Source organism: Tianweitania populi (assembly GCF_014652875.1).
Classification (GTDB): domain Bacteria; phylum Pseudomonadota; class Alphaproteobacteria; order Rhizobiales; family Rhizobiaceae; genus Tianweitania; species Tianweitania populi.
Genome location: NZ_BMZQ01000002.1, coordinates 627385 through 640872, shown reverse-complemented (window position 1 = coordinate 640872; position 13488 = coordinate 627385). Strand labels below are relative to the sequence as shown.

At 62.6% G+C, this 13488-nt stretch carries 9 protein-coding genes; 4 read left to right on the top strand and 5 right to left on the bottom strand.

What is annotated here, in order from left to right:
- Positions 1-65: 65 nt before the first annotated feature.
- Genes IE166_RS12400 through IE166_RS12390 form a run of 3 tightly spaced genes read right to left on the bottom strand, consistent with a single transcriptional unit; the run spans position 66 to position 2639 of the window.
- Complete coding sequence (locus IE166_RS12400; protein ID WP_189504272.1) at positions 66-848, bottom strand: MetQ/NlpA family ABC transporter substrate-binding protein; 783 nt, start codon at positions 846-848, stop codon at positions 66-68.
- Positions 849-874: 26 nt separating this feature from the next.
- A complete protein-coding gene (locus IE166_RS12395) occupies positions 875-1552 on the bottom strand; it encodes a methionine ABC transporter permease (RefSeq protein ID WP_189504270.1) in 678 nt (225 codons plus the stop codon).
- Entirely contained in the window at positions 1542-2639 is a 1098-nt protein-coding gene (locus IE166_RS12390; protein ID WP_189504268.1) for a methionine ABC transporter ATP-binding protein, read from the bottom strand. Before IE166_RS12390 ends, IE166_RS12395 begins: the two co-directional genes overlap by 11 nt.
- Before the next feature lie 342 nt (positions 2640-2981).
- On the opposite strand from IE166_RS12390, the gene IE166_RS12385 reads away from it, so the two are divergent.
- Positions 2982-6239, top strand: coding sequence for a DEAD/DEAH box helicase (locus tag IE166_RS12385; RefSeq protein ID WP_189504267.1), 3258 nt, complete (start codon positions 2982-2984; stop codon positions 6237-6239).
- Positions 6240-6357: 118 nt separating this feature from the next.
- On the opposite strand, the gene IE166_RS12380 is transcribed toward IE166_RS12385, so the two are convergent.
- A complete protein-coding gene (locus tag IE166_RS12380) occupies positions 6358-7386 on the bottom strand; it encodes an SDR family oxidoreductase (RefSeq protein ID WP_189504265.1) in 1029 nt (342 codons plus the stop codon).
- Positions 7387-7583: 197 nt separating this feature from the next.
- On the opposite strand from IE166_RS12380, the gene IE166_RS12375 reads away from it, so the two are divergent.
- The 3 genes from IE166_RS12375 to IE166_RS12365 all read left to right on the top strand — a co-directional run bounded on the left by IE166_RS12375 (position 7584) and on the right by IE166_RS12365 (position 11683).
- On the top strand, positions 7584-9368 hold the full coding sequence (locus IE166_RS12375; protein WP_189504264.1) for a thiamine pyrophosphate-requiring protein: 1785 nt from the start codon (positions 7584-7586) through the stop codon (positions 9366-9368).
- 267 nt (positions 9369-9635) lie between these two features.
- Entirely contained in the window at positions 9636-11213 is a 1578-nt protein-coding gene (locus tag IE166_RS12370) for an MFS transporter (protein ID WP_189505908.1), read from the top strand.
- Between the two features lie 140 nt (positions 11214-11353).
- Complete coding sequence (locus tag IE166_RS12365; protein WP_189504262.1) at positions 11354-11683, top strand: hypothetical protein; 330 nt, start codon at positions 11354-11356, stop codon at positions 11681-11683.
- Between the two features lie 58 nt (positions 11684-11741).
- On the opposite strand, the gene IE166_RS12360 is transcribed toward IE166_RS12365, so the two are convergent.
- Positions 11742-13460, bottom strand: a complete 1719-nt coding sequence (locus IE166_RS12360; protein WP_189504260.1) for a hypothetical protein — start codon at positions 13458-13460, stop codon at positions 11742-11744.
- Positions 13461-13488 lie beyond the last annotated feature (28 nt).

Sequence of the window (13488 nt, the reverse complement as noted above, 5' to 3'; positions counted from 1 at the left end):
AGGGACAAGCTCATGCATCCCAAGAGAAGGCATGAGCTTGCCAAGCACTCAAAGGCAGGCTGGTTTTACCAGCTGGCGAGAACCGAGCCCTTGAAGGTCTTCTCGACAAAGTCCTTGATCTCGGCCGAATGATAAGCGGCGACCAGCTCCTTCACCCAGGGCTTGTCCTTGTCTTCGCTGCGAACCGCAATCACGTTGACATAAGGACCCTTCGGGCTTTCGCGCAGGATCGGATCCTTCACCGGGTCGAGGCCGGCCTGTTCGGCATAGTTGGTGTTGATGCCGGCGGCATCGACGTCCGGCAGAGCGCGCGGCAGCTGGGCGGCGTCGATTTCGACGATCTTCAGGTTCTTCGGGTTCTCGGTGATGTCGGCGATGCTGGCGGTGGTGCCCACGCCGTCCTTGAGCTTGATGACGCCGTCATCGGCTAGAAGCAGTAGAACGCGGCCTCCATTGGTCGGGTCGTTGGGGATCGCAACCGAAGCGCCATCGGGCAGGTCGGCGATCTTCTTGACCTTGTTGGAATACACGCCGATCGGGAAGTTCACCGTGGTGGCAACCGACTCGATCTTGTAGCCGCGATCCTTCACCTGATTGTCCAGGTAAGGCTGGTGCTGGAAGGAGTTGGCGTTCAACTCGCCCGAAGACAGCGCTTCGTTCGGCACGATGTAATCCGAGAACTCGATGATTTCGAGATCGATGCCCTTGGGCGCCAGAAGCGGTTTCACGGCTTCCAGAATCTGGGCATGCGGTCCGGGCGTCACACCGATCTTGATCGTTTCGGCCGATGCAGCGGCGGTCAGGCTGAGGCCAAGCGCCAGGCCGGCAATGAGGGTTTTGAGCGTCATTTCGATGGATCCTTGGTTGGGAGGGTTTAGAACCGCGAACGCTTGTCGAAGCGCCGCGCAAGAAAATCGCCAAGGCTTTGCACGCCCTGCACGAGGATGATCAGCACCAGCACCACCGTCAGCATGACGTCGGGCATGAAGCGCTGGTAACCGAAACGAATGCCGAGATCGCCGAGGCCGCCGCCGCCAACCGCACCCACCATCGCCGAATAGCCGATTAAGCTGACTACGGTCAGCGTCAGGGCGAGCGTGATCGCAGGCAGGGCTTCCGGCAGCAAAACCTTGCGCACGATCTGCAGCGGCGTTGCGCCCATGGACCGCGCGGCTTCGATCAGGCCTTGGTCGACACCGCGAATGGCGCCCTCGATCACGCGGGCGATAAAGGGCGCGGCGGCAATCGTCAGCGGCACGATCGCGGCCTTGGTGCCGATCGAGGTGCCCGCGAGAAAGCGCGTCAGCGGCACGATGGCCACCACGAGGATGATGAAGGGTGTCGAGCGCGCAGCATTCACGATCAAGCCGAGCACGCTGTTGACCCAGGGTGCGGCAAACAACTCGCCGGACCGGCTGGTTGCCAGAAACACGCCGAGCGGAATGCCGATCAGCGAGCCGATCAAACCGGACACGCCCACCATCCACAGCGTTTGGCCGAAGGAGGAGATCAGCAGATTCAGGATCTGCGGGGAAAAGACGTCAGGCCACATAGCCGAGCACCTCCACATGAAGGCCGAGGTCGCGCGACGCATCCGTCAGCGCCTGCAGGCAGTTCTGATCGGCCGGCGTGCTGACCACCAGCGTGCCGAACGGATGGCCGCCGATATAATCGACATTGCCCTGGATGATGCCGAGATCGATGTCGAGTTTGCGCGTCAGCACCGACAGGAAGGGCTGGCTGGCATCGCCGCCGGTGAAAGTGAGGCGCACCAGCACCTGGCTTCCGGCCAGTGGCTTGGCACTCAAACGGCTGGCCAGATGCGCGGGCAGCTCGTTGCCGGTGATGGAGGACACGAAGGAGCGTGTGGTGGGATGCTGCGGCCGCGTGAATAGGTCGAAGGTCGGTCCTTCTTCCACGATGCGCCCGCCATCGATCACCGCGACGCGGTCCGTCACCGACTTGATCACCGACATTTCATGCGTGATCAGAAGGATCGTCAGGTCGAGCTCGGCATTGACCCGGCGCAGCAGCGTCAGGATCTGTTCGGTGGTTTCAGGATCGAGCGCCGAGGTTGCTTCATCCGAAAGCAGCACCTTGGGGTTGGTCGCCAGAGCGCGCGCAATGCCGACACGCTGCTTCTGGCCGCCCGATAGTTCGGCGGGATAACGCCGCGCCTTGTCGGCCAGACCGACGAGGTCGAGCAGCGGCATGACGCGTGCCTTGATCTCGGCGCGGCTCGCGCCCGCGATCTCCAGCGGAAGGGCGACATTGTCGAAGGCGGTTCGGCGCGCCAGCAGGTTGAAATGCTGGAAGATCATGCCGATCGCGCGGCGCTCATGGCGCAGAGCGCGCTCATCCAGCGCCGACATCTCGACGCCGTCCACGATCACCTGGCCACGCGTCGGCTGTTCCAACCCGTTCACCAGCCGGATCAAGGTCGATTTACCTGCGCCCGACCGTCCGATCACGCCGAGGATCGCGCCTTTCGGCACGTCGAGGGTGATCGTATGCAGTGCGGTGACAGCATTCGAGCCGGCACGGCCGCCATAGGTCTTTTCCACCTCGCGCAGCTGGATCAAAGCGGGCGGCGTGGCAGAGGGGTAGGCAGGCGGATGGGAAGCGGGGTTCAGGGTCACAAGGTAGTCCGAAATCTGGAGCGTATAGCTACTTGTTTTCTAGCATTTAAGTCGAGGAACGCGGGTTCGCGGAACCTCCATCAAAGAGAACGTCCTTAGACGAAAGTCGCCGAAATCGGTCAGATTTTCCAAATTTCACCGGCGCGGCAAACCGTCACCGCACGGATGGGCCTTCAAGGGGAACAGGCTCATCCCGGACAAGGTTTGTCAGGACGCTATTGGCTGGCCCGGAACGGTTCAAAGGCGACCGGGTTTGGATGCTGCTTTTCTTGAGGATCTTCCATGCCATCTCGTTTAGCCGCGGCTGACACCGATCCGCAGCTTGTTCCAGGCGCGTTACCGATGCCGACCGATCTTGTTGTTCGCCATGCCCCGGCAGCTGCCGTCGCGGCGCACCTGCTTTCCTTTTTTGCCGAGCTCGATGCACCCGGCCTCATTCACATAGCGCGCAGCGAGCGCGATGCCGACGAGCTCGCGCGGGCCCTGCGCTGCTTCGATCCCGCAATCGAGGTGCTGGTTCTGCCGCCCTGGGATTGTCTGCCCTATGATCGCACCCCGCCGCAGCGCGACTGCATGGGGCGGCGCATGGCGGTGCTGGCTGCAATCGATGCGGAGCCGGGCAGGCGCCGGCTGGTGGTGACCTCGCCGGAAGCCACCTTGCAAAGCCTGCCGCCAGCTGAAGTCGTGCTCGATGCCAGCTTCTCGATCACCTCGGGCGAGACGCTCGATCGCGAGGCGCTGGGCGCTTTCCTGAGCCGCACCGGCTACATCCTGGACGACCGCGTCGATGAAGCGGGCGAAGCCGCATTGCTCGGCGATGTCGTCGACATCTTCCCAGCCTCCGACGCCTTTCCGGTCCGCATCATCCTCGGCGACGGTGAGGTAGTCGAGGATATCCGCACCTATGATCCGACCACGCAGCGCACCGACGACTCGATCGAAACCATTACCATCGGCGCGGCCAGTGAGGCGGTAGTCCCCGCCGACGAAGACAGTGCCGATGCTGCGTCCATCCAGTGCATGGAAGCGCGCATGTCAGCCCTTTACGGCGAAATGGGCACGCTGTTTGACCGTCTGCCAGACTTTGCCGTCAGCCTGTCGGAAGAAGCCGAAGAGCGTGCCGTCACCGCCCTCGACCTGATCGACGATGCGCGTCAGGCTCGCCGCGAATTCGGTGAAGGCAAGACGCGGGGCGGCGACACCTATTACCTCGACGCCAAGACCTGGAAGAAAACGCTCAAGAGTCGCAAGCCGGTTGTGATCGATGTTGGCGCCGTCGAACCCGTGCGGCGCTTCACCCTGGAAAGCCAGCCGCAAAAGGCGTTCGGCCGCTTCGTCAAGGAGCAGGTCGAGGCAAACAAGCGCGTGCTGGTAACCGGCGTTGCCACCGAGTTGAAGCGGCTGTCGCGCATTCTGGTGCGCAACATCGAAGGCAAGGTGACCAGCGTCGACAGCTGGCAGGAAGCACTCGATGCGCCGGAAGGCAGTGTGCTGACAGGCTCGTTCGACCTTCATGCAGGCTTCATCGATGAAAACAACAACATCACGGTTATCGCGGCCCCGGACCTGTTCGGCGCGCGGCTGAGCGACAGCGAAGCCACCACCGAGGATCTCCTTTCGGAACCGGAACTGCGCGTCGGCGATGTCGTGATCCACGAAGATCGCGGCGTTGGCATCTTGCGCGCGCTGGAAAGCGTGACCGTTAATGGCGCCGAGTGCGACGCGGTTCGGCTGGAATATCACGGCGAAGCATCGGTTCTGTCCCCGGTCGAGGAGTTTGGCCGCATCTGGCGCTATGGCGCGGAAGCCGAGGTCGTGAAGCTCGACCGTCTCAACACGGATGCCTGGCTGAAGCGTCGCGCCGTTGTCAGCCTCGAAATCGACAAGGCGGCAGCCGACCTGATCGCGGCCGCCAAGGCGCGCGCCGAAGAAAACGCCGAAGAGATCAAGCCGCCGCGTGCGGCTTACGCCAAGTTTGCGTCACGCTTCCCTTATCCCGAAACGCCGGATCAGGCGGCGGCGATCGAGGCGGTGCTGGACGATCTGGAATCCGGCAAAGTGATGAACCGGCTGATCTGCGGCGATGTCGGTTTCGGCAAAACGGAGATCGCCCTGCGCGCCGCAGCTGCCGTGGCGCTCGCCGGCAAGCAGGTCGCGATGATCGCGCCGACCACCGTTCTGGTGCGCCAGCATTTCGAGGTGTTTCAACGCCGCTTTGCCGAAAGCGGCATCAAGGTCGGCCATCTCTCCCGTATTACGGCCGGGGCGGAAATGGACGCCGTGAAGGACGGCTTGAAATCAGGCGAGATCGGCATCGTCGTCGCCACCCAGGCCGTGGTTGCGGAAGATGTCGGCTTCAAAGATCTTGGCTTGCTGGTGATCGATGAGGAACATCGCTTCGGTGCCAAGCTGAAGCAACAGATGCGCTCTCTCGCACCCGCCCTTCATACGCTGACCATGAGCGCGACGCCCATTCCGCGCACGCTGCAATCCGCGATGGTCGGCGTGCAGGATGTCAGCGTGCTGGCGAGCCCCCCGGCGCGTCGCCGTCCGATCCGAACCTTCCTCGCGCCTTATGATGCGGCTTCGCTCAAGACCGCGCTGATCCGCGAAAAGCGGCGCGGCGGCCAGAGCTTCTTCGTCGCGCCCCGCATCGAGGATCTCGGTGAGATCGAGGGCTTGCTCAAGACCCTGGTGCCCAAGCTCGATCTGCGCGTGGCTCACGGCAAGATGGACGCTAAGGCCATGGACGAGATCATGGTCGGCTTTGCCGGCGGTGATGGCGACATTCTGCTATCCACCAACATCATCGAAAGCGGTCTCGACGTACCGCGCGCAAACACGATGATCGTCTGGCGCGCCGACCGCTTCGGCCTGGCCCAGCTCCACCAGCTGCGCGGCCGCGTCGGTCGCGGCAGGACTCAGGGTGTGACCTATCTCCTCACCGAAGCCGACAAGCAAGTTCCGGATGCCACCCGTTCCCGTCTCTCGACGCTGGTTGCCTTCGACCGCCTCGGCTCGGGCCTGGCCATCAGCGCCAGGGATCTAGACCTGCGCGGTGCTGGTGATCTCATGGGCGAGGAACAGGCCGGCCATATGAAGCTGATTGGTGTTAGTTTGTATCAGCGTCTTCTCGCACAAGCCGTGGATGCCGCGCGCGGCGATGCGGCGGGCGATCGCACCGAGCCGGAGATCAATCTGGAAATGGCGGGATCGATCCCGCAGGACTATGTGCCGGAAGCCACGATCCGCCTCAACCTCTATGCCCGCCTCCAGCGCATCACGCGCGCCGACGAACTCGACGCCTTTGCCGAAGAGATCGCCGACCGCTTCGGCGAACCGCCGGAAGCCGTCACCACTTTGCTCGACCTGACGCGGCTGAAACTGCTCGCCCGCTACCGTGGCATCGCGCGCGTCGATGCCGGTCCGAAAGCCACCGCAATCAGTTTCCGCAAGACGCCGAACGAAGGGCGATGGAAATCCTTGCTGAAGGGGGACGACATCTCGCGTCGCGCAGATCGCTTGATTCTTGCCAAGCCATCCGAGCCCGGTTCCGGGCGATTGGACCTCGTGAAATCGCTGCTGGATTCTGCCGCGTGACGCTCGTCACCGAGGGCTGCGTTTATCGCGTCGCCAAATGGCTGAAAAGGAGCGCCGATGCTCGGCGCTCCCTTCGTTTTGGGCTGCCATATAGCTGTTTTGTGCTGCCAAGTAGCGGTTATGGACCACCATGTCCGCCCACGGCACCATACACCTGGCCGGTCGCGAAGCTGTTTTCGTTCGACGCAAGCAGCACATAAATGCCTGCAAGCTCGGCCGGATGACCGGCGCGCCCCAGTGGTGCGTCGGCGCCAAATTGCGGAATGTCTTCCGGCAACTGCCCGCCGCTAGGCTGCAACGGCGTCCACACCGGACCTGGCGCCACACCATTCACGCGAATGCCCTTCGGCGCCAGCTGCTTGGCCATGCTCTTGGTGAAGCTCTGGCCGCAGGCCTTTGTCATTGCATAGTCGACGAGGTTCTCGCTCGGATCATAAGCCTGCACCGACGTCGTCACGATGATGGACGAGCCCGGCTTCAGATGCGGCAGAGCCGCCTTCGTCAGCCAGAACATGGCGTAAACATTGGTCTTGAAGGTCCAGTCGAACCACTCGTCGGAAATGTCGAGCAAGGATTCCTTGGCCTGCTGGCGACCGGCATTGTTGACGAGAATGTCGAGGCCACCGAGTTCGCGCGCGGCATCTTCCACCAGCTTGTTGCAGAAGTCGCGATCGCGCAGATCACCCGGGATAGCGACCGCCTTGCGGCCTTCCGCTTCGATCAGGGCGACCACTTCCTTGGCGTCCGATTCTTCCTGCGGCAGGTAGTTGATGGCGACATCAGCGCCCTCACGGGCATAGGCAATTGCCGCGGCACGGCCCATGCCGGAATCGCCACCCGTAATTAGCGCCTTGCGGCCGGCAAGCCGTCCGGAACCCTTGTAGCTTTCCTCGCCATGATCCGGCTTCGGATCCATCTTGCTGGCAAGGCCTGGCCACTCCTGCGTTTGTGCAGGGAAGGGCGGCTTGGGGTACTTCGTCGTGGGGTCTTGCAAGGCTTCAGCCGGCGTTGAAGCCGCTGCCGCTGCGGGCTTGGCAGCTGCGCCGCCTTCCTGGGCACTTGCGCGGCTGGCGAAAGCCGTGACGAGGCCGGCGGACATGCCGCCGACAAGAAGACGCCGGGAGCGATCGGCGTTGTCGGATGTCATCAGTGTCTCCAATCTTGTGTGAGATGGCGGGTGGCTAAGCCTCAGCGCGGACACCTGTTCCCGATCACGCAAAACTTTACCGAACCGCCTGAACATGCCTCGTTGCTGATGGAACAGCGGCGCAGCTTTTGGGTTAGCCACAAACACCGCCCAAGCTGGCTGTACAATCAAGCTCGCCCGATCAAAGGAGCGCTCCCATGGCCGAAACCGTTGCCGATTTTATCTGGAAGCGCTTGCAGTCATGGGGCGTTCGGCGCGTTTTCGGCTACCCAGGCGACGGCATCGGCGGCTTGATCGGCGCTCTGGCGCGAACGGAAGGTGCCATCGACTTCGTGCAAGTGCGGCACGAGGAAATGGCCGGCTTGATGGCAACTGCAACGGCGAAGTTCACCGGAGAGGTAGGCGTCTGCATCGCGACCTCTGGACCTGGCGCGATCCATCTGTTGAACGGCCTTTACGATGCCAAAGGCGACCACCAGCCTGTCGTGGCCTTGGTTGGGCAGCAGGCTCGCAGCGCGATTGCATCGCACTACCAGCAGGACATGGACCTGCAATCCCTCTTCAAGGATGTCGCCAGCGCCTTTGTCGCGACGGCCTTCACGCCGGAACAGGTGCCGCATCTCATTGACCGCGCTTACCGCATCGCTAAGGCGGATCGGAAGGTCACTTGCGTGATCCTGCCGAACGATCTGCAGATGGAGCCCATGAAACAGCCGGCGATGGCGCACGGCATGACCCATTCCGGTCCCGGCATCGACCTTTCGCCAGTGGTGCCGGATCAGGCGGAACTGCGTCGCGCCGCCGACATCCTCAATGCCGGCAACAAGGTCGCCATGCTGGTGGGCGCGGGCGCGCTTGGCGCTGGCGAAGAAGTTCTGGCGGTTGCCGAAAAGCTTGGCGCGGGCGTGGCCAAGGCGCTGCTCGGCAAAGCCGTTTTGTCCGATGACGTTCCGTTCTGCACGGGATCGATCGGCCTGCTCGGCACCAAGGCCAGCTGGACGATGATGCAGGAATGCGACACGCTGTTGATGGTCGGCTCAGGCTTCCCTTATACCGAGTTCCTGCCCAAGCCGGGCCAGGCGCGCGGCGTGCAGATCGACATCTCGGCTGGCATGCTCGGCCTGCGCTACCCGATGGAGGTCAATCTCCTCAGCGATGCGCGCGCCACGCTGGAAGCGCTGCTGCCGCTTCTCGACCACAAGCAGGATCGCAGCTGGCAAGACAAGATCCGCGCCGCCACGGCTGAAGCCTGGGCGCAAACTCGTGAAGCGGCCATGGTCGAGGCCAACCCCATCAATCCTCAGCGCGTCGTGCACGAATTGTCGGAACGCCTGCCCGATCGCAGCGTGGTTGTGGCCGACAGCGGCACGACCTCCGTCTGGTATGCGCGCAACCTGAAGTTCCGCGAGGATATGATGGGGTCGGTGTCCGGCATGCTGGCCACGATGGGCTGTGCAGTGCCTTATGCAATCGCCGCCAAGTTCGCTCATCCCGATCGTCCGGTGATCGCACTCGTGGGCGACGGGGCGATGCAGATGAACGGCATGTCCGAGCTGATCACGATCGCCAAATATTGGCAGCGCTGGTCTGACCCGCGCCTGATCGTCATGGCACTCAACAATCGCGATCTCGCTTACGTCTCGTGGGAAGAGCGCGTTCAGTCGGGTGATCCGAAGTGGGAGCCGAGCCAGACCTTGCCCGACGTGCCTTATGCCGAAGTCGCCAAGCTGATCGGCCTGGGCGGCCGCCGCGTCGAGCGGCCTGAAGAGGTCGGACCGGCCTGGGAAGAAGCGCTCGCGTCCAATAAGCCCTTCGTGCTCGACATGGTCACCGATCCCAATGTCGGACCGATCCCGCCGCACATCACCTTCGAACAGGCGCGCAATTTCATGGGCGCGATCGTGGAAGGCGATCCCGAGCCACGCGGCACGATTTTGCAGACGGCACGAGAACTCACGGCCTCTTTCTGGCCAAGAAAGTAGGAAATTTGCTTCGTTGACGAGGGACCTGGCACAGCTGTTTTCAGCTGAGCTGCCTCTTGTGGAAGAACTTGCTTTCCCGGCAAAAGGTGACAGGTAGCCCGAAGCACGGATGCGGTTTTAAGTGCGCCGAGCGCATGAGGAAGTAGTGTGACTGATCGAGCAACAGGCAGCAGCGTCGAACCGTCGACCAGCGCCCAGGTTGAAACCGCAAAACCCGTGGTGCTGCCAAGCTCGCCTTTGTCTCCGTTCCGGTCCCCGATCTTCCGCATGGTCTGGATCGCAAGCCTTGCTTCCAATCTTGGCGGGCTGATCCAGTCGGTGGGCGCGGCCTGGCTGATGACCTCGATTGCGCCGTCGGCCGACATGATTGCTCTGGTTCAGGCGTCCACCACGCTGCCGGTGATGATCTTTTCGCTGGCTTCAGGCGCGGTGGCCGACAACTTCAATCGCCGCCGCGTGATGCTGACCGCGCAGTCCTTTATGCTCGTCGTGTCGCTGTTTCTGGCGCTGTTCACCTATCTCGGCTGGATGACGCCGTGGCTGCTGCTCGGCTTCACCTTTCTGATCGGCTGCGGCACGGCTTTGAACAACCCGTCCTGGCAGGCTTCCGTGGGCGAAATGGTGCCGCGCAGCGACCTGCCGCATGCCGTGGCGCTCAACAGCGTCAACTTCAATCTTACCCGCAGCGTCGGCCCCGCGATCGGCGGTATCATAGTGGCTACGGCCGGCGCGGTGGCCGCTTTTGCGGTGAACGCGTTCAGCTATCTGCCGCTTTTGTTCGTGATCTCACGCTGGAAGCTGGAAACCCCGCCGCGCACCCTGCCGCGCGAGCCGCTGATCAGCGCGATGTTTTCTGGCCTGCGCTATGTCGCGATGTCGCCGCAGATCGAGAAGGTGCTGCTGCGCGGCTTTCTGTTCGGTTTCACCGCGATCATCGTGCTGGCGCTGTTGCCGATCGTGGCGCGCGATCTGCCCAGCGGCGGTCCGCTGCTTTATGGCCTTCTGCTCGGTTGCTACGGCATCGGTGCCGTCGGCGGCGCTTTTCTCGGGGGCAAGGTGCGGCAGATGACCTCCAACGAGAACATTGCGCGCGGCTCCTTCATCGGCTTTGCGATCTGCGCAACCTTGATCGCCTATGGCGGCAATGAAGTGCTTGTGGCGCTCGGCATGCTGATCGGCGGAGCCTGTTGGGTTCTGGCGCTGTCGATGTTCAACGTCACCGTCCAGCTTGCGACACCGCGCTGGGTGCTCGGCCGCGCGCTGGCGCTCTACCAGACGGCCACCTTCGGCGGCATGGCGCTGGGCAGCTGGGCGTGGGGCCTGCTGGCCGAGAGCCAGGGCATGTCGTTCGCGCTTGTATCGGCAGTGGTGGTGATGCTCGTGGGAGCGGCCGTCGGTCTGCGCTTGCCCCTGCCCAATCTTTCCCGAGACAATCTCGAGCCGCTTAACCGCTGGAAAATGCCCAATCTCGCGCTGGATCTTCAGGGACGCAGCGGACCGATGGCGATCATGATCGAGCACATCATCCCCGAAACCTATACGGAGCGGTTCCTGAACCTCATGCATGAGCGCCGCCGCATCATCCGCCGGGATGGCGGCAGGCATTGGGAGCTGTTGCGCGACACGCAGCATCCCGAGCAGTGGATCGAGACCTACCACGTACCTACCTGGAACGATTACGTCCGGCACAACCAGCGCCGCACCCATGCCGACGCGATCATCTATGATGCGGTGCGTGCGCTTCATGCCGGCACCGAACCGCCCAAGGTCCATCGCATGGTGGTGCGGCCAACCGATCCGCGCGAGCCCGGTTTGCAGACCAAGACGCCCGTGGATCTCGGCTGATCGTTGAACGGCTTGTTTCAAGCCATTGTTTCAGCCCCACAACAAGCGTGACACGATCTTTCACATGCCTGTGAACACTTCGCCCGGTTCGGCGTTGTTGATCCATCCAGCGCTTCGGGCGCTCGAATAAGGAAGAGACTATGCGCAAGATTATCTCCGCTTCTTTGGCCGGCGCTTTGTTCGCAGGCTTGTTCACGGTCACCGTTCCCGCTCAGGCGCAGGATGTGCGTATCCAGCTCGGCCAGTCCGGCCCGCGCGTCATCGAGCGTCGTGATCACCGCCGCGATGATCGCCGCGATGAGCGTGGCTGCACGGAAGGCCGTGCCCTCGACAAGGCTGACCGCATGGGTCTGCGCCGGGCGCGTGTCGTCGATGCCGGCCGTCGTACCATCAAGGTGCGAGGCACTGACCGTCGTGGCGACCGCCGCACCATCACCTTCGGCCGCGACCGCGGTTGCCCGGTATTCTGATCGACCGGCAGAACTAAAAAGAGGCCGTCCGCTGGGCGGCCTTTTTTGTTGCGCACTGCTACTTCAGTGACCGCAGGCGCAGCTTGTAGCGCTCGAGCAGATGGCGAAGCGCGGGCTTTCGATCGTCAGACGCCGCATCGAGTGCCATGCTCCACAAGCCGGTTTGAAAGCCGAGATAGCAGGGCACAAGCAGATCGACGAGGTCGCATTCTATCTCCCGTTTACTCAGGCTGCCGACCTGGCTGGCAAGAAAGCTGCTTTCCTCCACCGTCAGATGATGTTCGACGATCGCGCCGGCAAGGTCCCAGGCGATGTCCTGACATCCGACAAGATCATGCGCACTGCTGTGGTCAAGCGCATCCGTCTTGATAAGCTGACCATCAGCGGTCACCCGCCATTCCCATTGATGCAAACGATTGTCCGCATCGACCGGATGAACCAGCCGCTGCATGGTGGCCGCATCTTTCGTCAGACGTCGGACACTTTCGGCCGCCTCCTCACCGAAAGCTTGGCCTGCATTGAAAGCAGCCACGTCCGCCAGCAGGGTCAAAGAAGCCCCTTCGTTATGCGCGGGCAAAGTCGCGCGCAAGGCAAGGTAGCGTCCGAGTGTGTCTAGTAGGCCCGCGCGGTCGTAGCGGTCGGTGAGGGGCTCGCTGTCGATCCATCGCTCGACGATCATGCCGTGCAGGGTTGCGATCGGTTCAACGGCGAAACCAGCCGCGAAGAGCGTTTCCGCCACATCGAACTTCCGCTGCCCTTCTGATCCCAGACCAGCAAATTTTAGCAGGAACGATCCGTCAGACGTATGCGCCAGGCACTTCCGTCGCTCCAGTCGCGCATCTACCGGTGACCTATCGCCTTCCCCTTTCCAGTTGCCCCAGGAAAGATCCTGCAACGGGCAATCGAGCGGCCCGAGGAGGTCGGTGATCCATTCTTGAAGCCTGCCTTCGTGCAGAAGGGTCTCGTCAAAATCGCCCGTATGACGCGACGCGGCGCGCCAGCGTTTGCGATGATCCGCAGACGCTTGTCCGCCCGGCTCGCCGCCGTGACTGGGAAAGAAGTGGAGGCGATCGCGCTCAACTCCGCCACCTTCCAGCCAGTCCGCCACCGCGAAAAACGAACTGCCCGACAGGCCCGGCCCTTCATCCACGATCGCGATCGGCGCTTCTCCACGAGCGAGCACGGCTTGGAGAAGCTGCGGATCGGCCTCGATCCTACGCGCAAACGGATCACCCACCGGTCGCAGGCTGATCGGCGCTTGCGCATTCATTGCCGCAGCCACGAGGCATGACAGGCTGAGCCCTATGCTGCGGATACCGATGACGATCGTGTCGGCACCCAGGCCAGAGGCACGAGCCGCCTCCAGGTAGGTTTCCGGATAAAGCGCATAGATGCTGTAGCCTTCCGCACTGCGCGTGGTGACTTCACCAGGTTGATCACGCGCGAAATCTGCCATCGCGCTGACAAGTGCGGCTGGCACATCCTGTTCAACAAAGCCCGTTCGCCAGCTGCTTTCCACGAGCTTGGCGAGGTCGAACAGCAGCCCGGTCAGTCGCTCCTGCTCCGGCGTTTCGGCATCGAAGCCGCGTTCGTGGAACGCAGCATCGATCAAACCCTGGATGAGTTCCGACGCATCCACGAAGGCCGTGACGATCTCGGCATGACGCACGATCCCTTGAGGGCAATCTCCCAGATGATCGAGCGTCCCGGCGATCCGCGCTGCCAGATCATGCGTTTTGCCGGCTCGTTGCGCGTCGCCATAAACCCACATGGTCAAGCCTTCTGCCGTCTCATCGTGACGGGCA